This window comes from Paenibacillus athensensis (genome assembly GCF_004514475.2).
Lineage (GTDB): Bacteria > Bacillota > Bacilli > Paenibacillales > NBRC-103111 > Paenibacillus_AL > Paenibacillus_AL athensensis.
The window spans coordinates 39,599-60,283 of sequence record NZ_MYFO02000016.1; the positions used below are offsets into that span (position 1 = coordinate 39,599).

General features: G+C 56.8%; 21 protein-coding genes and 1 other RNA gene. 1 reads left to right on the top strand and 21 read right to left on the bottom strand.

What is annotated here, in order from left to right; all coding sequences use genetic code 11:
• Positions 1 to 153: 153 nt before the first annotated feature.
• The 9 genes from B5M42_RS22315 to B5M42_RS22355 form a co-directional block, all read right to left on the bottom strand.
• Positions 154 to 828: a TerC family protein gene (locus B5M42_RS22315; RefSeq protein ID WP_134756643.1), complete on the bottom strand. Its 675-nt coding sequence runs from the start codon at positions 826 to 828 to the stop codon at positions 154 to 156.
• A 177-nt stretch (positions 829 to 1,005) separates the two neighbouring features.
• A complete protein-coding gene (gene thiI, locus B5M42_RS22320) occupies positions 1,006 to 2,211 on the bottom strand; it encodes a tRNA uracil 4-sulfurtransferase ThiI (protein ID WP_134756641.1) in 1,206 nt (401 codons plus the stop codon).
• Entirely contained in the window at positions 2,212 to 3,384 is a 1,173-nt protein-coding gene (locus B5M42_RS22325) for a cysteine desulfurase family protein (protein WP_134756639.1), read from the bottom strand.
• A 149-nt stretch (positions 3,385 to 3,533) separates the two neighbouring features.
• On the bottom strand, positions 3,534 to 4,325 hold the full coding sequence (locus B5M42_RS22330; RefSeq protein ID WP_134756637.1) for a lytic transglycosylase domain-containing protein: 792 nt from the start codon (positions 4,323 to 4,325) through the stop codon (positions 3,534 to 3,536).
• A 183-nt stretch (positions 4,326 to 4,508) separates the two neighbouring features.
• Complete coding sequence (locus B5M42_RS22335; protein WP_134756635.1) at positions 4,509 to 5,852, bottom strand: hemolysin family protein; 1,344 nt, start codon at positions 5,850 to 5,852, stop codon at positions 4,509 to 4,511.
• Between the two features lie 352 nt (positions 5,853 to 6,204).
• On the bottom strand, positions 6,205 to 6,615 hold the full coding sequence (locus B5M42_RS22340; protein ID WP_134756633.1) for a hypothetical protein: 411 nt from the start codon (positions 6,613 to 6,615) through the stop codon (positions 6,205 to 6,207).
• Positions 6,616 to 6,634: 19 nt separating this feature from the next.
• The gene (locus B5M42_RS22345; protein WP_134756631.1) at positions 6,635 to 6,850 is read right to left on the bottom strand and encodes a DUF1540 domain-containing protein; all 216 of its coding nucleotides are present in this window, start codon (positions 6,848 to 6,850) and stop codon (positions 6,635 to 6,637) included.
• 55 nt (positions 6,851 to 6,905) lie between these two features.
• Positions 6,906 to 8,060 (bottom strand): glycoside hydrolase family 15 protein, encoded by a 1,155-nt coding sequence (locus B5M42_RS22350; protein ID WP_230633143.1) that lies wholly within the window; start codon positions 8,058 to 8,060, stop codon positions 6,906 to 6,908.
• A 7-nt stretch (positions 8,061 to 8,067) separates the two neighbouring features.
• On the bottom strand, positions 8,068 to 8,568 hold the full coding sequence (locus B5M42_RS22355) for a YpuI family protein (RefSeq protein ID WP_134756663.1): 501 nt from the start codon (positions 8,566 to 8,568) through the stop codon (positions 8,068 to 8,070).
• Between the two features lie 151 nt (positions 8,569 to 8,719).
• Between B5M42_RS22355 and B5M42_RS22360 the strand changes: the two genes are divergently transcribed.
• Positions 8,720 to 10,609: a S8 family peptidase gene (locus B5M42_RS22360; RefSeq protein ID WP_134756629.1), complete on the top strand. Its 1,890-nt coding sequence runs from the start codon at positions 8,720 to 8,722 to the stop codon at positions 10,607 to 10,609.
• A gap of 74 nt (positions 10,610 to 10,683) precedes the next feature.
• Here B5M42_RS22360 and B5M42_RS22365 read toward each other — a convergent pair whose 3' ends face one another.
• From B5M42_RS22365 to B5M42_RS22420, 12 genes are all read right to left on the bottom strand, one after another.
• Positions 10,684 to 11,001 carry a thioredoxin family protein gene (locus B5M42_RS22365; RefSeq protein ID WP_134756628.1) on the bottom strand — a complete coding sequence of 106 codons (318 nt, stop codon included), beginning with the start codon at positions 10,999 to 11,001 and terminating at the stop codon, positions 10,684 to 10,686.
• Between the two features lies 1 nt (position 11,002).
• Positions 11,003 to 11,443 carry a MarR family winged helix-turn-helix transcriptional regulator gene (locus B5M42_RS22370; protein ID WP_134756626.1) on the bottom strand — a complete coding sequence of 147 codons (441 nt, stop codon included), beginning with the start codon at positions 11,441 to 11,443 and terminating at the stop codon, positions 11,003 to 11,005.
• A 166-nt stretch (positions 11,444 to 11,609) separates the two neighbouring features.
• Positions 11,610 to 12,025: RNase P RNA component class A (gene rnpB, locus B5M42_RS22375), an RNA gene on the bottom strand.
• A gap of 282 nt (positions 12,026 to 12,307) precedes the next feature.
• Positions 12,308 to 13,417 (bottom strand): Nif3-like dinuclear metal center hexameric protein, encoded by a 1,110-nt coding sequence (locus tag B5M42_RS22380; protein WP_134756624.1) that lies wholly within the window; start codon positions 13,415 to 13,417, stop codon positions 12,308 to 12,310.
• The gene (locus B5M42_RS22385) at positions 13,393 to 14,151 is read right to left on the bottom strand and encodes a tRNA (adenine(22)-N(1))-methyltransferase (RefSeq protein ID WP_134756622.1); all 759 of its coding nucleotides are present in this window, start codon (positions 14,149 to 14,151) and stop codon (positions 13,393 to 13,395) included. The genes B5M42_RS22380 and B5M42_RS22385 overlap by 25 nt, the downstream gene beginning before the upstream one ends.
• 1 nt (position 14,152) lies before the next feature.
• The gene (locus B5M42_RS22390; protein ID WP_134756620.1) at positions 14,153 to 14,983 is read right to left on the bottom strand and encodes a hypothetical protein; all 831 of its coding nucleotides are present in this window, start codon (positions 14,981 to 14,983) and stop codon (positions 14,153 to 14,155) included.
• A gap of 108 nt (positions 14,984 to 15,091) precedes the next feature.
• Positions 15,092 to 16,210, bottom strand: coding sequence for an RNA polymerase sigma factor RpoD (rpoD, locus tag B5M42_RS22395; protein ID WP_134756618.1), 1,119 nt, complete (start codon positions 16,208 to 16,210; stop codon positions 15,092 to 15,094).
• 34 nt (positions 16,211 to 16,244) lie between these two features.
• Positions 16,245 to 18,077, bottom strand: coding sequence for a DNA primase (gene dnaG, locus B5M42_RS22400; protein ID WP_134756616.1), 1,833 nt, complete (start codon positions 18,075 to 18,077; stop codon positions 16,245 to 16,247).
• 49 nt (positions 18,078 to 18,126) lie between these two features.
• Positions 18,127 to 18,597, bottom strand: coding sequence for a YaiI/YqxD family protein (locus tag B5M42_RS22405; RefSeq protein ID WP_134756614.1), 471 nt, complete (start codon positions 18,595 to 18,597; stop codon positions 18,127 to 18,129).
• 92 nt (positions 18,598 to 18,689) lie between these two features.
• A complete protein-coding gene (locus tag B5M42_RS22410; protein ID WP_134756612.1) occupies positions 18,690 to 19,508 on the bottom strand; it encodes a pyruvate, water dikinase regulatory protein in 819 nt (272 codons plus the stop codon).
• A 170-nt stretch (positions 19,509 to 19,678) separates the two neighbouring features.
• A complete protein-coding gene (gene recO / locus B5M42_RS22415; protein ID WP_134756610.1) occupies positions 19,679 to 20,434 on the bottom strand; it encodes a DNA repair protein RecO in 756 nt (251 codons plus the stop codon).
• Positions 20,435 to 20,471: 37 nt separating this feature from the next.
• Positions 20,472 to 20,624 carry a YqzL family protein gene (locus tag B5M42_RS22420; protein WP_134756608.1) on the bottom strand — a complete coding sequence of 51 codons (153 nt, stop codon included), beginning with the start codon at positions 20,622 to 20,624 and terminating at the stop codon, positions 20,472 to 20,474.
• Positions 20,625 to 20,685: the final 61 nt, after the last annotated feature.

The following is a 20,685-nucleotide window of genomic DNA, read 5'->3' on the forward strand; positions in this document are numbered from 1 at the left end:
AATCCATCAAATAGACGAAAACGGGCGAGAAAAGGTTTCATCGCCGCTAGTCCCATTGTATCGGATGCGCCGCGTATTTGGAAGAGAATGCAAAAAAACGCCGGACAGCGAATGCCCGGCGACATGCATGATGTTCGTTCCTGCGGACGGCAGCTACTCTGTGCGTGCGCGCAGCGTTTTGACCCACTTGCCGCCAAAGCCGGCCACCACCACCAGGAGCGTCGACCACACAGGCAGCCAAACATGCAGAAACTCAAATTGATATAAAAACAAGTCGATCATCTTTTCGTCCTGCACGAACATCTCTCCTGCCGTATAGCCCAGAATGCCCGCACCCAGATAAACCAGAACCGGAAAACGCGTCAACAGCCGCATCACGAGCGTGCTGCCCCAGATGATGATCGGAATGCTCAGCCCGATGCCGAGAATAATTACGGTCGGGTTGCCGTGGCCTTTGGCGGCAATTGCCAGCACATTGTCCAGACTCATGACAAAATCGGCGACAATGATCGTCCAGATCGCTTTGCCAAGCGTTGAGGCTTCTTTTACATGGGAATGGCTGTCGTCATCGGCCAGCAGCTTGACGGCGATCCATAGGAGCAGCACTGCCCCCGCAGCCTGCAAATACGGCACCTGCAGCAGACTGACCGCAACGAGCGTCAGCACCAGCCGCAGCGCAATCGCGCCGAACGCTCCCCACCAGATCGCCCGCTTGCGCTCGCGCAGCGGCAGATTTTTGCTAGCCAGAGCGATGACGACCGCGTTATCGCCGCTCAGCACCATGTTGATCAGCATAATTTGCAAAAACAGCAGCAATTCCTCCAGCATTGGGCCAACCCCTTTTCCTTAAACGAAAAGCGAGAGACGCCGAGTACCCGAGCTATAAGTACGCCGAGCCGTAACGCGGCATACGACTCCGGCGCACCGCACGGTCTGACAAACGCCGCGCGGCCGGCACCGCGCTCCGGGCGTCGCGCATTGTGCGCAGCCGCCGGAAGCAGGCGGTTACAGCAGGTGGTGCTCCCGCTCCTCCTTTTGATCAGATCGAATGATCAGGGTTTCCGTTTGCGCAGCGGCGCGCTGGATCAGCTCGGGTAAAAATGCCATCCCGCTTTCGATTTTCTCGACGACACGCAGGTTCGGGTTCGTGCTCGGCGACGGCGGCAGGAACAGCGTACAGCAGTCCTCATAAGGCAAAATCGAAATCGGGAACGTGCCGATCCGCTCGGCGATGCGGACAATTTCCTTCTTGTCCATCATCATCAGCGGCTGCAAAATCGGCAGCTGCGCCACGTTTCCGATCGCATGCAGACTCGGCAGCGTCTGGCTGGCCACTTGACCGAGGCTTTCCCCGGTCACCAGCGCCTGCAGCCCTTCCCGCTCGGCTACCAGACCGGCGATGCGGTACATCGCCCGGCGCATGAGCGTCACCAGCAGATTTTCCTTATAAGCGGCGTGAATCGCTGTCTGCACCTCGGTAAACGAAACGAGATGCATTTTGACCGACTCCGCGTAGCCGGCGAGCTGCCTGGCCAAATCCAGCACCTTGAGCTTGGCCCGCTCACTCGTATACGGATAGCTGTGGAAATGAATCATTTCCAGCTCCAGCCCTTTGCGCATCGCCAGCCAGCCGGCTACCGGGCTGTCAATCCCCCCGGAAAGCAGCAGCAGCGCTTTGCCGCTGCTCCCCGCCGGGAAGCCGCCCGCGCCTTCGACCGACTCGGCATATAAGAGCGCACGCTCCTCGCGCAGCTCGACGCGCAGCTCGACCTCGGGCCGATGCACGTCCACCGTCAGGCCCGGACAGCCCTCCAGCACATAACCACCCACCAGATAATTCATCTGCTGGGAATCATGCGGGAACGTCTTGTTCACGCGGCGCGCGTTGATCTTGAACGTTGCCGGTCGTTTCGGCAGCGCCAGCATGATCTGCAGCGCCAGCTCGCGGACCGCTTCAAGCTCCAGCGGCGCGGTATACGCCGGACTGAAGGAAGCCAGTCCGAATACGCGTCCGAGCGCCGCTGCGGCCGCTTCATAGGAAACACCCCTTAGCTCCACATATACGCGGCCAAATTCGGAAATATACCTCAAATCGGGAAAAGGCGCCAGCACGCGGCGAATTTGCCGCAGCACCGCCTTTTCAAATCGGCTGCGGTTTCGCCCCTTGAGCGTCAGCTCGCCGAGCTTGAGCAGCAAGCAATCCGGTTTCATCTATCGTCTTCTCCTCCCATGTTGCTCTCTTCGCGCCGGAGCGAGCTGCTCCGCGACTTGCGCCAGCGCCGCGAGAAAACGGTCCGCCTCGGCCTCCGGCAGCTCGGCCGGAAAGCTGACGCGCAGGCCGCTGGCCGCCTGCGCGCCGGAATAGCCCATCGCCAGCAGCACGGCGCTGGGCTGATCCTCCCCCGAAGCGCACGCGGACTTCGTGGAAATATACATGCCATGCTGCTCCAGCGCGTGCACAACGACCTCGGCCTTCATGCCGGGGTACGTAAAGTGCACGATATGCGGCGCATGGCAGTCCTCTTGGTCTGGCCCGCTGACGGCCAGACCGGGAATGGCCGCGATCCCTGCGGCCAAGCGGCGGCGCAGCCGGTACGCCGCCTCCGTCCGGGACTCGCGCCCCTGCATGGCCAGACGCAGCGCCTTGGCCATGCCAACAACCAGCGGCACATTCTCCGTGCCGCTGCGCACGCCCTGCTCTTGGCCGCCCCCGGCGAGCTGCGGTACAAGCCGCACGCCCTCACGGCGGTAGAGCAGGCCAACCCCCTTGGGGCCGCGGAATTTGTGCGCCGACACGCTGCACAAGTCGACGCCCAGCTCGCGCAGCCCCAAGGGCAGCTTGCCGATGCTCTGAATCGCATCGACATGGAACAGCACGGTCGGCTTGTCCGCCAGCAGCCGGCCGATCGCGGCGAGCGGCTGCACCGAGCCGACCTCATTGTTCACGTGCATCACGCTGACCAGCACTGTGTCGGGACGCAGCGCCGCGGCTAGCGCGTCGACGCTGACCAGCCCCTGCGCGTCCACCGGCAGACGCGTCACTTCAAAGCCGCTCTCCTCCAGCTGACGCAGCGGCTCCAGCACGGACGGATGCTCAATCTGCGTCGTGATCAGATGGCGGCCGCGGCTCTGATTCGCCCAAGCGGCGCCTTTAATCGCCAGATTATTGCTCTCCGTGCCGCCCGACGTGACGATCAGCTCGCGCCCGTCGACGCCCAGCGCCGCAGCCATCACATCCTTCGCGCGGCCCAGCAGCCGCTCGGCCTCTATGCCAAGCCCGTGAATGGAAGACGGGTTCCCGTAATGGCTGCGCATGGCCTCGGCCACGGCAGTGACGACTTCCTCGTAGGGCGGCGTTGTCGCCGCCCAATCCAAATACAGCATATGTAGCTTTCAGTCCTTTCGCTTGTACCCTCATTAAAGCGCAAAACACGTCCCCGCTCAAGCCGCACGCCTGCCAACAACAGAAAAAGCCGTCCCGCGTGTTGCGGAATCGGCTGTATGGCTGTATATGCCCGCTGCCCGGAGAGGGATCAGGTCGCGGCGTAGCCCGCTTTGAGCCCGAGCACCTTTTTCACATAAGCCTGCGTTTCCTTAGGCAGCATGAAAAGCTTGTCGGCCAGATCGCTGTCGGTCTTAATATTCAGACGGTCGACGCGTCCCGGTCCGGCGTTATAAGCAGCAAGCGCCACCCCTTCATTGCCGTTGTATTTGCTCAGCAGATTCGCCAGAAAATGCGTCCCTGCGGTCACGTTCTGCTGCGGATCAAACGGATTCGTAACGCCGAAGCCGCTGCCCGTGCCGTCCATCAGCTGCATCAAGCCTTTGGCTCCAGCCGATGATACCGCCGTATGGTCAAAATCGGATTCCTGGTGAATCACCGCTTTGACCAGCGCCGGATCAACGCCGAACCGACTCGCTGCCGACTGAATCAAGCCGTCGTATTGCGCCGAAGCATTCGACGTATCCAGTGTTGCGCTCGCGCTGCCGAGCGCCGACAGCGGATTATACGACTTGTTCAGCGCATAAAGCGAAGCCGGGATGTAGCTATTTCCCGACGAGGTGCCTGCCGACAGACCGGACAGCAGCCCGCTCAAATCGGACGAACCGCCGCCGCCCAGCGCCGCGAGCGCAGCCAGCGGATCGCTATCGCTGCCCGTCTCCGCCGCTCCTGTCTGACCCTGCTCCATCATCGTTTCAAGCAGCGCCTGAAAGTCGAGTCCGCCATCGTCGGAAGACGCATCGGCGCCGCCTGAAATCAGGCTCATTTTATTCAAAAGCTGCAGCTGCAGCAATTCCTTCATCACGCGCGGATCGATATTCATACGATACCTCGTTTCCCTCTATCGTTCGCTGATACCATTGTACACGTTTTGAACGCTCGGAGCCATACCAAATTTCAGGAAGCGCCCGTTTCCGTCGGGTGGGCACCTCGTCCTTCCTCCTATGTACCTATGCGCCACCGCATGCAAAAAGAACAGCCCCGCGGCTGTTCTCTCCATCGTAACTTATGAAATGTTTTGCTGAAAAATTTCCTGCTCCGGCAGCCTGCGCACGGTCACGCGCGAAATGCGCAAATGGTCGATTTCCTCGACAACAAACACGAATTCGTCGTTGTACACGACCTGCTGGTTGCGGCTCGGCGGAATCTCGATTTGCGAATAAATCCATCCGCCAATCGTATCGTAATCGTCCGATTCGATCTCGACGCCGAAGTAGTCGTTTACCTCGTCGATCAGCAGCAAGCCGTCGATGGAAAACGTATGCTCATCGCGCATCTCGATCGACGGACGCTCTTCGTCGAATTCGTCCTGAATTTCACCGACGATTTCTTCCATAATGTCCTCCAGCGTAACTAGACCGGAGGTTCCCCCGTATTCGTCGATCAGCAGCGCCATCTGGCTTTTCTTCTTCTGCATCAGCTTGAGCAGATCGCTGATCTGGATCGAATCCGGCACCGTGGTAATCGGACGGATGATTTTTTTGATCCCGGTCAGGTTGGCGTTAGGCTTGAGCAAATCCTTGATATGCACAAAACCGATGATATTGTCCTTGTCAGGGTCGCAAACCGGATAGCGGGTGCGCATTTCCTTCATGGCAATGCCCAGATTCTCGGCAAAGCTCAGCCGAGCGTACAAGCAGTCCATCTCGGTGCGCGGAATCATGATTTCTTTGGCGGTTGTTTCCGCAAAGTCGAATATATTGTCAACAAGCGTCAGCTCTGTATTATCGATAAGTCCGCTTTTGTGGCTTTCTTTCATCAGGACGCGAATTTCTTCCTCGGTATGCGCCGATTCATGCTCCGTCGTCGGTTCAATCCCGGCGCGGCGCAGCATCCAGTTGGAGATGCCGTTAAGCATCCAGATAAACGGGTACATGATTTTGTAGAAAACGATCATCGGACCGGCGGCCAGCAGCGTCACGTTCTCCGCTTTGCGGATCGCGTAAGTCTTGGGGAACTGCTCGCCGAGCGTGATGTGAAAAACCGTCATCATCGCAAAGGCAATCAAAAACGTAATCGTATGGAACAAACCGTCGGACAAATGCAGCGGGCGGAATAACGGCTCCAGCACCAATGCAAAGGCAGGCTCGCCGACATAACCCAAACCGAGCGACGTCAGTGTAATGCCCAATTGGCAGGCCGACAAATACGCATCAAGATTATTGATAATTCCTCTGGCAAACTTGGCATTCCGATTGCCGTCTTCTGCGAGCGATTCGATCCGGCTGCCCCGAACCTTGACCATCGCAAACTCGGCGGCGACGAAAAAACCGTTGAGCAATACAAGCACTACAACTAAAGCAAAGTTAAACAAAATCGGTAACGGATCACTGTCCAATACCCTACCCATCCCCTCGATCAAGCTTGAGGAGAATAGGTACACCTCCCTTAAAGTCATTTTTTATTCAATATTACTTTTCATTATATAATAATACTCTAATCCGTCAAACGTGAGAATATGACCTGAGCCGCCAAAAAGATCAAGAAATCGGGCGCACACAGGGTAAAATGGGCAAGCGAAGGGACTATTTACGCCGAGAATCGCCGATCCAGCCGATTTCGGACATTGCTGCATAAAAATAACCCCATCTCTGTAGAGATGAGGTTATTTTCCGGTGGCTCCATCCGATGCGGACATCAGTCGAGCCCCCATTTGCGGATCGGACGGGCAGGACGAAGCCTGCACGTCCGGACCTGAACGTTTACGCATAATTCGGTACGAGGAAAAAATAGGCAGCGATTGCCAGCAGTCCAAGCGAAATCGCCCATGCCCCCAGCGCCCGGTTGCCGCGCAGGAAAGCGAAAAAGCCTAACGCCACACCCGCCGGACCTAACACGGCCGGCAGCGCGAACAAGGAAATCAGCGCTGTAAATAAAGCGATGTATCCGAATGTCCGCGAGCGATTAACCGCTTCCTCCGTTTCCTCCAGCCGTTTCGCGTCAGCAGCATGCTCCATAGGAGCTGCAGCGCGCGACGACAGGGAGATTGGCAAACCGACGGCGTCCGCCGCGAATTCCTCGCGGTCGTTCAAGCCGCCTTTTTGGCGCAGCTGTTCCGTCCGGGCCCGCAGCTTGGCTGCTTTGCCCGATGCGAAGTCTGTTTGTTTGTCCATAACATCCTCCACGGACTGGCTATTTGCGCTTTTTCGGCTCGAACGTGTGGCAGCACGTTTGCGCTGTGTTGCTGGCGGCGTCCTGATGCTGCGAATCAAACGACTCTTCAGCGAACTCGGTGTCAAAGTGCGCGTTGGCGTGCTGATCGACATCGATCATAATCGTGTCTGCGCTGCATTTGTTGCCCTGCGACCAATATTCACAGTTGGCAACCGAACATTTCACTTCCGGCATTCGTCATCACCCCTCTAACAATTTGCCCGCTAAAAGGGTGACCTATTCTTATCGCCTACAGCTTGCTAGAAAGCACCAGATACATTGCATGCGACCACAGCAGCGGCATCGCCGGATCGCCCCATTGCTCCAGCCATTGGTCATAGGCTTCCGGAGCGCGCAGCGCGTCCGGCACCTGCTCCGGCAGCCGTCCGAGCGTATCGGCCTTGCTTGCGATCCAGTCCAGACAACGCTCGGCTTCGGCGCGGTCGCCTTGCTCCAGCTTGATCCAGCCGTACCAGGCCGTCAGCAGCAGCCATTCGCCGCCGCCATAGTACGTATCTTCGGCATAACGTTGAATGCCACCGTGCTTCAGCTCCGCTTCGATCGTTCGGACGGTCGCTTCCATCCGCGGATCATGCGGGTCCACCAGCCCGAACGGAACCGACAGCCACAGCAAACTGGCGTCAACGCCCGGCAGAACCGGCTGCCAGCTTTCATGCTCGCATTGGATGGATTTCACAAATCGCCCTTCATGCACCGCATGGCGCAGCACGAATTGCTTGATTTCCTCTGCCTTGTCCAGCAGCTCCGTTCTTTCTTCCAGCTCGCCCATTGCCCGCAAGCCGCCGTAGATGCAAGCGAGCGTCGCCGGATGCACATAATCGGCATTTTCCTCCCAGCAATCGAAGTTCGGAAAATGCCAGAAAGCGTGCAAATAATCGACAGTCAGCTCGATGCTGTCGCGCAGTTCATTCAGCAGACCACGATTGCCGGTCAGCCGGATATGCTCGGCCAACCCCCAGAGCCAGGCGCCGTAGCCGTCCAGCTGGAAATGGCCCCACTCCGAGCTATCGTCGCGGCCGTCCAGGTGGTAGCGGGTGCCCAGAAATTCGTAACGTTCGATCCATGCGCCGGCACGATGCTTCTCCAGCAGGCCATCCACTTGCCCGCGTTTGCTTTGCAGGACGCGATGCACCCATCTGAAAAACAGCTCGGCGCTGTCCCGCTCGCCGCTGACATCCATCGCATGCGCAATAAACGTACCGTCGCGCAGCCAGCTGTAAGCATAATGCGCGAATAGCGGACTTGCGGCGTAGCCGCCGCGCGGATGCTGATTGAGCTTGATGATTTCATGACTTTTTGCCGTCAACTGCGGATGCTTCAACCGTTCAACTCCCCCATTCATACGAAAGGAGATGCGCTTGTCCGCATCCCCTGTTGTTTTCATGTTTAGATTACACCTTTTCGCCTTGCATGCGGCGTTGTGTAATATAGTCGGTTTCGTAGTAGGACAAATCCTCGCGCAATTCCTCAAATACTTTGGACAGCTCAATCGTCAAATCGCGCACCTCGCGCGAAGGCTTTTTGCGGAAACGAATCGCGTCTTGACCGGTATAAGCATAACGGCCGTCTTCGGAATAGCACTCATTTTTCGGATAGAAAAACGTATTTACGCATGTATGATACACTTCGTACAGCACTTTCTCGGAAAAATCAACGTTGAATGTCGGGCGGCGCAAGCACACGCCGAGCTTCTCGTAAGCGACTTCACAAAATACGAGCAAATGCCGGGTATCCTGCAGGTAGCCGCGGTAGAACTCGTCCATGGCCGGATCGCTCTCCACGTTCAGTTGAGGCAGCGAATGCTGGTTCAAGAACAGCTCCATTTTAGCTGTCGCTTCTTTCAATTTCGTCCGCGTCGAGTCGCAAATATTTTTCACATTAAAAACAGCCATCATGAAGACCTCCTCTTTTTGCGCTGCTCTTATCGTACCATAAATTTGTCATAAAAGGTATATGCAAATGCGCCGGGAACAAGTGCATAAAAGCCTTGTCCGCACCCAACTCTAACGAATAGAAAACAGACTCACACAAGGAGGCTCTCATATGTGGCGTTATGTATGGTCCGCCGTGCTGGTTGTTGGTTTGGGCTTGTTTGTTCTGACAGGCAGTCCCAAGCACAAGGGCGCGCCGGGGCCCGAGGTATACAGTGTCAAGCAGGAAACGGGCAGCAAAATGACGCTCGTCCAGCAGGATGTCCGCTTGACCGACGAGCTTTGCCGCAGCCAATGCTCGTTCGATTTGCGCAGCATGGTTGCGCGGATTGAGGCCGGCCAGCCGGCTCGCGAGGTGCTCGCTGCCATGCGGCATCATCATGAAAAAATGGATATGCTCGTTTGGTCGCAGCGCGGCCAAAAGCTGGAGCAAGGCGTCAAAGAAGGCCAGGTGCTGTCGGACTACGCCGCAGACACGAATCGCTACGTGCAAGAGGCCAAAGCTGCTGCCGACGCAGGTAAAAGCTATCAGTCGCCAGCGTTTGGCCAAGGCAATCAGACGTATTTCGTACTGGCGCAGCCATCCGCGCTGGCAGCGGGCTCGCTGATCGGCGTCATCCACCAGGATGTGCTGTCCCAGGTCGAGGAGCATCAGAAAAAAAATCTGCGGCTGGCTCCTTACCCGGCCGAAAAAAGCTGGAAAATCGAATCTGTCGATACCGACACCTTGCAGGACAAGGTCGTTGATCACCCTGAGGATAATCAGGGGACGAGCCATTATCACCCGAACGAGGTCGTGGTGCGTTTCAAGAAGGACCCGACAGACAGCGAGCTCAACCGGATCAAAAGCGAAATCGGCAGCCGCACGGTGCGCAAGCTCGGCTATACGTATGTGTTCACAGCTGACGGCATGGAAGCAAAGCAGCTGATGGCGTATTTCAAAAAATGGGACGTCAGCTATGTTGAGCCGCATTTTCTGTATTTGACCAATGATGCCGCGGCTTCGTCCGGCAAAGCGCCGGGTGAAACGAACGGCAGGAATGACGTGACGGCCAATTTTATCCCCAACGACTATTTGTTCAGCCGCTATCAGTGGAATCTGCCTACCATTGAAACCGTTCAAGGCTGGCAAACGACGCGCGGGGCGCAAGACGTCATCGTTGGCGTCGTCGATACCGGCGTGGACCTGCAGCACCCGGATTTGCAGGGCCAGCTCGTGCCCGGCTACAATGTCGTCGGCAACAACGACGTGCCGCAGGACGATGTCGGCCACGGCACCCATGTCGCCGGGGTCATTGCCGCCGTTGTCAACAACAATGTCGGCGTGGCTGGCATGAGCTGGTACAACAAGGTGCTTCCCGTCAAGGTGCTCGATCAGTCGGGGGCCGGCAGCACATATGCCGTGGCGCAAGGGGTCATCTGGGCAACAGACCACGGGGCGAAGGTGATCAACATGAGTCTGGGCAACTATGCTGATTCCAGCTTTTTGCATGACGCGATTAAATACGCCTTCGATCACGATGTCGCGCTGATTGCCGCCAGCGGCAACGACAATACCGACCGGCCCGGATTTCCGGCGGCCTATCCCGAGGTGTTCGCCGTAGCGGCCACGGACGCACAAAATCAAAAAGCGCCTTTCTCCAACTACGGCGATTACATCGACGTGGCCGCGCCGGGCGTCAGCATTGCCAGCACGTATCCGAACAATCAATACGCGGCCCTGTCGGGCACCTCGATGGCCAGCCCGCACGTTACAGCGCTCGCCGCTCTGATCCGCTCGGTCAATCCGCTGCTGAAAAATACCGAGGTGTACGATATTATCCGCCAGACGGCCCAGGATTTGGGCGATAAAGGACGCGACGCCTATTACGGCTATGGGCTGATCGATGTCGACAAAGCGGTCAAGGCTGCTTCCGCAGCAGCAACGTCGCTGAACTATTGGCCGCAAAACACGGCGCGCGAAATGAACCGGCTACAGCGGCAATACGCGCCTGCTTCGTAAATCTTGCGCATACAACAACAAAAGCTTCCCTTGTCCGCTATGCAGCGGCGGGAAGCTTTTTGATCTGTAGGTCCTTACGCATATTTGGCCGCGATGTTCAAATACGCTTCTTTGGACCTTAAACCAACCAGCTTGTCGACCGCTTGCCCGTCTTTGAACACGACCACAGTCGGCATCGACATGACGCCAAACAGCGCAGCCGAGCTTGGAGCGTAATCGACATCGACCTTGACAATCGTCAGCCACGGTTGCTCGCGATCAAGCTGATCGAGAATCGGCAGCAGCGTTTTGCAAGGCGCGCACCAAGCTGCGCCAAAATCGACAAGTGTTACGCCGGTTGACGCAACGGCCCCCTGAAACATTTCATCGGAATGAACGGTTTGAATCGCCATTTTATTTGGCCTCCCGAAAATAACTGATCGTTTGCTGCAGCAAGCGCAGCAGCTCTCCGCCGTCCCCTTGGCCCAAATGCTCGACCAGCCCCTGGAACAGCTCGAAAAAATAAGCTTCCGTCTCCCGTACCTTATCTTGGCCGCGGGATGTAATGCGCACCATCACCACCCGCTTGTCGCCCGTTCCGGACAGCCGTTCGAGCAATTGCTGCGTTTCCAGCGTTTTCACCAGATGCGTCGCGCCGGACGGCGTCATTTGCAAAGCTTTGCTCAGCTCGGAAATTCGTATGCCGCCGCCCGTCGGCTCCGTCAGATTGTAAGCGACAGACAGCAGCTGAAATTCGCTGTATCTGAGCCCTTGATAAGATCGGCTATGGCTGTTCAAACGGTTTAACGTGCTGAATGTGCGTGCCAGCTCTTGAGCTAACCTCGTTCTTGTCATGGAATCGAACGCTTCGATAATTCGTTCCTCCCTTTCAAGTTTCAAGTTTGTTTATTTTATTTAGTAAAGTATATAAATATTATTTACTAAGTAAATCAATTTGTCAATATGCAGCATAAAAAAGCAAATACCCGCCCGGCGCAAGGCCGAGCGGGTAACGAGCGTAACGGAAAGCTTGCCGTAAGCCGGGTTCTGTGCTTCCAGTGGTCGTAACGGAGCGTCGTTCTCCTCCCACCGTTGAAGCGACAATCATCTATCTAGGCCGTACATTGCTGCACAGCTCCAGCGACCAACCCGAACGCGTCTCGGGCAAAGACTGCCGCCCCGAAGGCGGCTTGCGTTCCTCTAGGTCTTGCTCCAGGTGGGGTTTACCAGGAGCTATGTCACCATAGCTCCTCGTGGTCTCTTACACCACGGTTCCACCCTTGCCTGTGCGCTTCAAGCGCCATCGGCGGTCCGTTTCTGTGGCACTATCCTTCAGCTCGCGCTGACTGGACGTTATCCAGCACCCTGCCCTGTGGAGCCCGGACTTTCCTCTCGCAGCGGCATGACCCGCTTGCCAGCGATTGTCTGTCAAACTTTCCAATGCATTTGCTAGTATACAAGGAATAGCAGCGGAATACAACCGTTATTCGCTGCCTGCGCCGCCAATTCCGGGCAAACGCCTTGGTTCGTTTCGCATTTTGGCGTGTTTCGCAGGCCGGATCGCCATTGGCGCTTCAGCTTCGTCCCAAGCCCCGCCTGCTCGCACGCAAGGTTGCCACACAGCGGCTTACTTGCCCCAACCGGCTTAGCCCGACAGACGCCGTGCAGCCGGTGCCCAGGCCCAGCATCGGGAGTATGGGGCGAGCGCCGGACGCAACGTTACGCGAACTGGAACGGCTCCGTATCGACGGCCGACGCGACCACCTGCGTGCCGGTCTTGGCCAGCGCGGCGGCGAGATAATCGGCGACGCCGCGCTTCATGATCTTCTCAACGTTATGGCCGACGTCGATCAGGGCTATCCCCGCGGCGAGCGCATCGTGCGCCGTGTGGTAGTCGATGTCGCCGGTGACCAGCACATCGGCGCCGGCAAACAAGGCGTGCCGCATATACCGGCCGCCCGACCCGCCCAGAACGGCCGCTTTGCGAACAGGCCGTTCCAGATCGCCGACGACGCGCACAGCCGGCACGTCGAAGGCCGTCTTCGCGAGCGCAACCAGCTCGCGCAGGCTCATCGGCCCGGGCAGCTTGCCCGCCCGGCCGAGCCCGAACACTCTACCCTTGAGATCCATCGGGTAGAGGTCATAGGCCACCTCTTCGTAAGGGTGGGCCTTGAGCATGGCCTGAACGACCTTGCGCTGCAGCCGTTCAGGTACAATCGTCTCGACGCGCACTTCGGCGACGCGCTCGGTTTGCCCGGCCTGCCCGATGTAGGGGCTGGCCCCCTCTTGCGGCCGGAACGTGCCGGTGCCGCTAATGTTGAAGCTGCAATGGCTGTATTGGCCAATATGGCCCGCGCCCGCCGCAAACAACGCCTCCAGCACCTGCGGGTGATGCGTTTCGGGCACGAATACGACCAGCTTTTGCAGCTTTTCCGTATGGATGTCCTCCAGCGGCGTAAGCTCGGTCAGCCCGAGCGCTTCGGCCATCATATCGTTGATGCCGCCCTCCGCGACATCGAGATTCGTATGCGCGATGTAGACGGCGATATCGTGCTTGATCAGCTTCTCGTAAAGCCGGCCGGCCGGCGTATCCGTCTGCAGGTGCCCCAGCGGCCGGTAAATGATCGCATGATGCGCAATGATCAAATCCGCGCCTTCGCGAATCGCTTCCTCCACCACCGCGTCGGTGACGTCCAGCGCCACCAGCACCTTGCGGATATCCTTCTGCAGCGTGCCGAGCTGCAGGCCGATTTTATCGTCCGGCATCGCATAATGCTTGGGCGCCAGCTGCTCGAACAGCTGAATTACCGTTTGACCTTTTGCAAGCACAGCAGTACCTCCCGAATGTCATTGATTTCCCGCTCCAGCTCCAGCGCCTTGTTCTTCGACGCTTCGCTTTCCGACAGCCCCAGCTGCCTGCGGATCATCGCCAGCTTGTCCAGCTCGCTTTCCCATTTGCGGAACCAGACCTCGTCTTTTTGCCCGACCAAAAAAGGACCGAGCTGCTGCAGCCGCGGCTTGTCCAACGTCAGCCCGCCTTCCAGCGTCCGCCGCGCGTACAAGGCAGCCAGCGCTTCAGCAGAGCCGCGCTCAGCAGTCAAAATCTCATAAATCTTCCCGTCTTCTTCGATAATCGTCTCCGAAGTCAACAGCCAGCCCTCGCTGTCCAGCCAGCGGCGTACCAGCTCCTCGCCAACGTTCGGCTGGAGAATCAGCCGGCTTACGCCGTCCAGCTTCGCTTTCCCTTCTTCGAGAATCGTCGCGATCAGCCCGCCGCCCATGCCGGCAATCGTGATCGTGTCGACCTCGCCGGCGCCGATGACGGCCAAGCCGTTGCCTCCGCGCACGTCGACGAGCCGCCCTTGGCCGCTTTCCGCGACCTGACGCTTCGCCGCCTCCAGCGGGCCGGGATTGACCTCACCGGCCACGGCCAGCGCGACGACGCCGCTCTGCGCCAAATGAACGGGCAGCAGCGCGTGGTCGGAGCCGATATCGGCCAGCCGGGCGCCGCGAGGCACCAAGTCGGCAATCAGTTGCAAACGCTTTGATAATTTTACAGTCATCTCACATAATCCATTCTATCCATTTTTTGCGAAGCGCGAACAAGACGCCGCCTCCCGCCAGCAGCTTGCCGATAAACGAAAGCTGAATCCAGCGCGAAGCAATCGAAACCTCGACCAGCAACGTCGAGCCTTCCGGCGCCAGCCAGACCAGACAGCCGACCAGCAATAGCACGCCGGCCGCTTGCTTGTTGCGATGATGAACCAGCCAGGCCAGCCAGATGAACACAATGCTGACGGGAATCCAGCTGATCTCCAGCGGCAGCCAACCCGGTTCCTCCAAACGGCGCAGCAGCAGCCAACCATATACGCACAGCAAACCGCCCCAGCCACTGAACTGGAAAATCGCCATCCGTCCGGCCAAGCCGGTGATCAGCCATAGCAAGCTGCAAAAGGCGACATATCCAACAAAGGCGGCAGGAGCCGTCACACCCTGCACATGCAGGATGTACACCCCGATAAACAGCACAAATACAGAAGCCAAACCGCAAAGCATATACGTCATTAAAGGCGAGCTGCTTCGCTTGCGGTAAGCAAACGTATAGCAAAGCACGGCAAAAAGTGCAGACACCCCTATTTGCATTGGCAATGCAAAAGAGTTAAAATTAAGGGCAGATAAGGCAAGAGCGGCTACGACGGCAATGGACACCATCCATATTTTCCAATTACTTTCAGTGACGGCAGTAGCAGATACGCCCATTAGCGATTTCGGCTTAGGCGCTCCGTCCTCCAAATACAAGTTGAGCAGGAAGTCGCAATATTGCCCGGGGAGCAGCTTGCTTCTCCGCCAATGCTCGATTTCTCTGACAATCGTTTTTCTTTTCTCGGCATCCATGTCTCGCTCACCTTCCTAGCTACATTATCGGCGTGCCGGGCTTTTCCTGTTAGGGCATTCGGCAAAAAAAAGACCCCGCCGTTTCCGTCAGCAGGGCCGATGTTGCCTTTATTCCAGAAAATCCTTCAACCGCTTGCTTCGGCTCGGATGGCGCAGCTTGCGCAGCGCTTTGGCTTCGATCTGGCGAATCCGCTCGCGCGTCACGCCAAACACCTTGCCGACTTCCTCCAGCGTACGGGTCCGACCGTCATCGAGTCCGAAACGCAGCCTCAAGACGTTCTCTTCACGCTCAGTTAGCGTATCCAGCACATCCTCCAGCTGCTCCTTCAACAGCTCGTAAGCCGCTGCGTCAGCCGGCGCCAGCGCCTCCTGATCTTCAATGAAGTCGCCGAGATGCGAATCGTCCTCTTCACCGATCGGCGTTTCGAGCGAAACCGGCTCCTGAGCGATTTTCATAATCTCCCGCACCTTGTCGGTGCTCAAATCCATTTCCTTGGCGATTTCCTCCGGCGTCGGTTCGCGCCCCAGCTCCTGCAGCAGCTGCCGGGAGACACGGATCAATTTATTGATCGTTTCGACCATATGTACCGGAATCCGGATCGTTCTGGCTTGGTCGGCAATCGCCCGCGTAATCGCTTGGCGAATCCACCAGGTCGCATACGTACTGAACTTGAAGCCCTTCACGTGATCGAATTTCTCGACGGCTTTGATCAAGCCCATGTTGCCTTCCTGAATCAAATCGAGGAACAGCATGCCGCGTCCCACATAACGCTTGGCGATGCTGACAACAAGCCGCAGGTTCGCTTCGGCCAGACGCCGCTTCGCTTCTTCGTCGCCGTTTTCGATACGGCGGGCCAGGTCGATTTCGTCTTCGGCCGACAACAGCGGCACGCGTCCGATTTCTTTTAAATACATGCGCACCGGATCGTTGATTTTAATGCCTGGCGGGAGCGACAGATCGTCGTCGAAATTAAATTCGTCATGCTCCTGCTCATCCGGGTTCATGGACATCTCATCGTCCGATTCATTGCCCACATCGATGCCGAGTTCGGACAGCTGTTCAAAAAATTCATCAATCTGTTCAGCGTCCTGATCGAACGGAGCCAGCTTCTCCATAATATCCTTATAGGTCAGGGAGGATCGCTTCTTCCCTTGTTCGATAAGCTGCTCCTTGACCTGATCCAGAGTTAATTCAGTCTCTAATTCTGTGCGCTGATCGTTCGCCATAGTACGGACTCCCTCCTCCCTAGACTTGAGCCATTCATGATGTCTTTAATCGTTGTTCTAGGGCTATAATCTCAATTGCTATTTGTGCTGCCTGAAGATGATCCCCCGCGCGTTCGGCCCGGAGTCTCTCTTCCTTTTTGCGGTCGATTTCTAGCTGCATCGGTACTTTGCGGATTTGACGGATGTAGTCGTCGATGACCTGCTCGTTCACTCCGTGGCCTACCCCGATCATGACAATGGAACTCGCCAGACTCTCCAGTTGTTCGTCCTGCAGCATGGCTATGTAGCGGCTTGCGCTAGGCTCCGTGTGCTGAGCGTAGTAAGCATATAAATAAGCAGCTAATACTGCATGAGCTTCAACATGAAACTGATCACCCAATTGCTTTTCTACATAAAGACAAACATCACGATCATGCATCATGATAGCTAAAAGATAACGTTCCGCATTGTGATACGCGGGAAGCAGCGTTGGTGTTCGTTCCGCTGTTCTCCCATTATTCCTAACATTATTCCACAGAAAAGGTTTATTATCCCCATCGCTACGGTTTTTTTCCGACTGTAGCAGGATCTCGTGCATGTCCTGTTTCATGGCTTCATAGGAAGCGTCGGGGAACTCTGAAGCGAGCTGGCGCAAATAATGGTCCCTTTCCAGCGGAGAGCTGAGCTCAGCTATCGTTTTGACAGCGGATTGCAAATAACGGATGCGGTCACCGTCCTCGTGCAGTTTGAAATTTTTGCGGATATACAAAAGCTTATATTTCATCGACGGTACGGCAGGTTCAATGATCTCCCGTACAAATCGGTCAAAACCATAGTTCGTTACATATTCGTCAGGGTCCTTCCCGTCCGGCAGCATCGCCACCGAAACGCTGCTGCCGGCTTCCTCCAGCAACGGGATGCACTTGTACGCAGCCGCCTGTCCGGCGTTATCGCCGTCATAACAAACGACGATCTGGTCGGCGTTGCGGTTCAATACGCCAGCGTGCTCCTTGGTCAGCGAGGTGCCCATTGTAGCGACGCCGTTCAGCACGCCGGCTTCCCACGCCTTGATGACGTCGACATAGCCTTCGAACAAGACGACCTGCTGCAGCTTGCGAATGTGCGGCCGGGCCAGATGCAGATTGTACACGGTGCGGCTTTTGTTAAACAGCATCGATTCAGGACTGTTCAAATACTTCGGCTGCCCGTCGCCCATCGCTCTTCCGCCAAAGGCGATGACCTTGCCCGAGGCGTCGCAGATCGGGAACATGATCCGCTCGCGAAATTTGTCCACGTAGCCGCCGCCTTCGCGGGCGGAAATCAAGCCGCCTCGCTCCATCAGCGCCAGCTCAAATTGCCGTTTGTCGAGCTGCTGCACCAGCGTATCCCACATCGGCGGCGCATAGCCGAGCTGAAACGTATCGATCAGCTTGTCTGAAATACCGCGCGAGCGCAAGTACGAAAGCGCCCTTTTTCCCTGCTCCGTACTTTTCAATATATAATGATACAGCTTGGCGGTGAATTCGTGCGCTTTAAGCAGCACGCTGCGCTCCTGCTGCTGCTCGGTTTGCTCGTCCGTTGCCTCTTGCCAGGTGACGGCCACGCCCGCTTCTTCAGCCAGCCGCGTGACGGCTTCGGTAAAGCTGAAGCCCTCAATCTCCATCACGAAGCGGATGAGATGGCCGCCGGCCCCACACCCGAAACATCGGTAAATTTGCTTTTCCGGGGTGACGGTAAACGAAGGGCTTTTCTCGGAATGAAACGGGCAAAGCCCTTTCATATAATGCCCCTGCTTGGTCAACTGCACGTAGCGGCCGATCACCTCGACGATATCATGGTGACGAAGAACCGCTTCAATCGCTTCTTCAGGAATTCGTCCGTGCCTCATCGGTGTCCACCTTCCATCCGGGTCGGCTGCTCCGACTTATTACTATTCGCTACCTCTTTTCAATCTCCTGCAAACCGGATAAAACTTTTGTCAAACTTTGTAGAAAAAACAGGCGATCCGCGGCTGTAAAGGGCTTAGGGCCTTTGCCGTACTTGCCGCTTCGCCTAAGCCTCGCCGATTCGTGACGACGCTCCAGCAAATAATCAATCGAGCTATCCGTGTACGTCTGACCGCGATTGGACAAGCAAATCGCCTTCTTGGCCAAGCCGATGGCGGCCAGACCGAAATCCTGCGTGACGAGTATGTCGCCGGGTCGCAAGTGATTGGCGATAAATAAATCGACAGACTGATCGGAGCGATCGACCTGCACCACCGTCACTTTTCCCTGCTCGCTTTCGCGCATCCGATGATCGAATGAAGCGACGAGCAGCACTTCAACTCCAAATTGTCCGGCCGTATGTTCAATTTCGGCTTTTACCGGGCAAGCGTCAGCATCAACAACGATTCTAGTAACCGCCATCCGTAGTCTCACCCCCGGCGCTTCCGAAATGTTACCGTAGTATTATATACGATGGAGTTGCAAAAAATCCTGCAAAGCAAATGATAAAAACGTCAACCGCCCAGCTCGATGTAATCGAGAATCAAGCTCGCCGTTTCCTCCACGGCACGGTTCGACACATCAAAAACGACACAGCCGATCCGGGTCATAATTTTGTCGGCAAATTGTAGCTCTTGTTTAATACGTTCTACATTCGCATAAGTTGCATTTTCCGCCAAACCCAATGTCCGCAGACGCTCCTGGCGGATCAGGTTCAGCTTGGCCGGATCGATGCGAAGCCCGATAATTTTATGGCTCGGCACCGAATAAATCGCTTCCGGCGGCTGCATTTCCGGAACGAGCGGCACGTTGGCGACCTTGATCTTTTTATGAGCCAGATACATCGACAACGGTGTTTTGGACGTACGCGAGACGCCGAGCAGCACGATATCCGCTTTGGCGATGCCGCTGAAATCACGGCCATCGTCGTATTTGACGGCGAACTCGACCGCTTCAACCTTTTTGAAATAGTCCTCGTCGAGTGGATGCAGGTTGCCCGGCTCATTGCGGGGCGGCTTGTTCATCGCCTGCTGCAGCACAGCCAGCACCGGACCAAGCAAATCGACATAGGCAATGCCCAGCCGCGCGGCCTGCTCGACGAGACGCTGGCGCAGCTCGGGGACGACCAGCGTGAAGACGACGATGCCTCCGCCCGCCTTGACCGTGGCCAGCACCTTGTCGATGCCGGCGGCATCGTGTACAAACGGCGCGCGCACGATGTCGACCGGCGTCGGATAAAACTGCATCGCGGCTGCGCGCACGACCGACTCGCCCGTCTCCCCGGCCGAATCGGATACAACGTATACCCGCATATGCGGGGAAGGAAGCGTCATCCGTCAAAACCCCTTTCGCCTGTGAAGTCGATGCAACAGCTCGTTTCCTACATAAATATGTAAATACCCGCGTAACAGAACGCCGGCAAGCACAAAAAATCCCACCGCTATGTGGCCATAGGGCGAGAAGGTTAGAAAATCATAGCAGACGGGATACGCGGCTGTCAACCTTATTCGCCGATCCCGTATTTCTCCATTTGCTCGATAAAGCCGCGCGATTTCCAGTTGATCCCGATATGCGTATCCATGTAAGCGCGCATACAGAGCTTGAGCTGTTCCTTTGTTTCCGGCTTGACGGCAATAGCGCCGAGCCGCCGCAAATCCATGCGCGGAAACAGCTTGAGCAGCTTGAGCGTCCCTTCGCCGACAGCAAGCGCTTGAGCGTCCTTGTACAGACAGCGTCTGCATAGCACACCGCCAAGCATCGAGCTGAACGCTGCCAGCCCGTCGGCTGCTCCACAGCTGACGCAAGCGTCCGTCACCGGCAGGTAGCCGGCCAGCTCGAACATTTTCATCTCGAACAAGTGAACGATGATTTGCATGTCCTTGCGCTCCTCGATCGCAGTCAGACCGGCCTTGAGCTGCTCGAACACATAACCCGAGCCTTCTTCGTCGCCGAGCATACGATCGGCCATTTCCGCCAAATACGAGGAATACGCCGACATATGCAAATCCTCGCGCAGCGCATGATGGGCATCGATAATCTCCGCATTGCTAAGCGTGCCCATTTGCCCTGAGTTCTTGAAAAACACAAAATCGCCGTACGTAAACAGCTGCGTAACGGCGCTATGTCGGCTTTTAACTTTTTTGGCTCCGCGGGCCATCACGCTGACCTTGCCCAGCTCGAGCGTCAGCAAGCTGACAATTTTGTTGCCTTCTCCGTAGTCCATGCTCCTGAGCACAATTCCTTGTACACTGCGCAGCACCTGATTTCCCCCATACGATTGCCGGGGGTGCGGTCATCTAGCCGCTAAAGCCCTCCAGCGAATCCTCGTTTCCCTGCTCATCCTCCTGCATGTCGGCTTCGGGCGCAAGCTCGTCCGTCACCTGCTTATACAGCAGATAAGCGTCAACATCACCGGTCATTGAAAAGTACTTCCACGAAAAATCCTTCATGTGGCGCCATCCTCCCCATCGATCGTGATGGTGTTAGGATGGGACGCCGCGGAGGGAACTA

Bases quoted from the DNA above. Each gene is read 5' to 3' on its own strand.
- B5M42_RS22340 (WP_134756633.1), bottom strand. From the start codon at position 6,615: ATGGACAAACAAACAGACTTCGCATCGGGCAAAGCAGCCAAGCTGCGG.
- B5M42_RS22390 (WP_134756620.1), bottom strand. From the start codon at position 14,983: ATGGATGCCGAGAAAAGAAAAACGATTGTCAGAGAAATCGAGCATTGG.
- B5M42_RS22350 (WP_230633143.1), bottom strand. From the start codon at position 8,060: ATGAAAACAACAGGGGATGCGGACAAGCGCATCTCCTTTCGTATGAAT.
- B5M42_RS22335 (WP_134756635.1), bottom strand. From the start codon at position 5,852: ATGGGTAGGGTATTGGACAGTGATCCGTTACCGATTTTGTTTAACTTT.
- B5M42_RS22345 (WP_134756631.1), bottom strand. From the start codon at position 6,850: ATGCCGGAAGTGAAATGTTCGGTTGCCAACTGTGAATATTGGTCGCAG.
- B5M42_RS22330 (WP_134756637.1), bottom strand. From the start codon at position 4,325: ATGAATATCGATCCGCGCGTGATGAAGGAATTGCTGCAGCTGCAGCTT.
- rpoD (WP_134756618.1), bottom strand. From the start codon at position 16,210: ATGGCGAACGATCAGCGCACAGAATTAGAGACTGAATTAACTCTGGAT.
- B5M42_RS22385 (WP_134756622.1), bottom strand. From the start codon at position 14,151: ATGACTGTAAAATTATCAAAGCGTTTGCAACTGATTGCCGACTTGGTG.
- B5M42_RS22355 (WP_134756663.1), bottom strand. From the start codon at position 8,568: ATGGCTGTTTTTAATGTGAAAAATATTTGCGACTCGACGCGGACGAAA.
- B5M42_RS22360 (WP_134756629.1), top strand. From the start codon at position 8,720: ATGTGGCGTTATGTATGGTCCGCCGTGCTGGTTGTTGGTTTGGGCTTG.
- B5M42_RS22410 (WP_134756612.1), bottom strand. From the start codon at position 19,508: ATGACGCTTCCTTCCCCGCATATGCGGGTATACGTTGTATCCGATTCG.
- B5M42_RS22325 (WP_134756639.1), bottom strand. From the start codon at position 3,384: ATGCTGTATTTGGATTGGGCGGCGACAACGCCGCCCTACGAGGAAGTC.
- B5M42_RS22315 (WP_134756643.1), bottom strand. From the start codon at position 828: ATGCTGGAGGAATTGCTGCTGTTTTTGCAAATTATGCTGATCAACATG.
- thiI (WP_134756641.1), bottom strand. From the start codon at position 2,211: ATGAAACCGGATTGCTTGCTGCTCAAGCTCGGCGAGCTGACGCTCAAG.
- B5M42_RS22370 (WP_134756626.1), bottom strand. From the start codon at position 11,443: ATGACAAGAACGAGGTTAGCTCAAGAGCTGGCACGCACATTCAGCACG.
- B5M42_RS22420 (WP_134756608.1), bottom strand. From the start codon at position 20,624: ATGAAGGATTTTTCGTGGAAGTACTTTTCAATGACCGGTGATGTTGAC.
- B5M42_RS22405 (WP_134756614.1), bottom strand. From the start codon at position 18,597: ATGGCGGTTACTAGAATCGTTGTTGATGCTGACGCTTGCCCGGTAAAA.
- B5M42_RS22365 (WP_134756628.1), bottom strand. From the start codon at position 11,001: ATGGCGATTCAAACCGTTCATTCCGATGAAATGTTTCAGGGGGCCGTT.
- dnaG (WP_134756616.1), bottom strand. From the start codon at position 18,077: ATGAGGCACGGACGAATTCCTGAAGAAGCGATTGAAGCGGTTCTTCGT.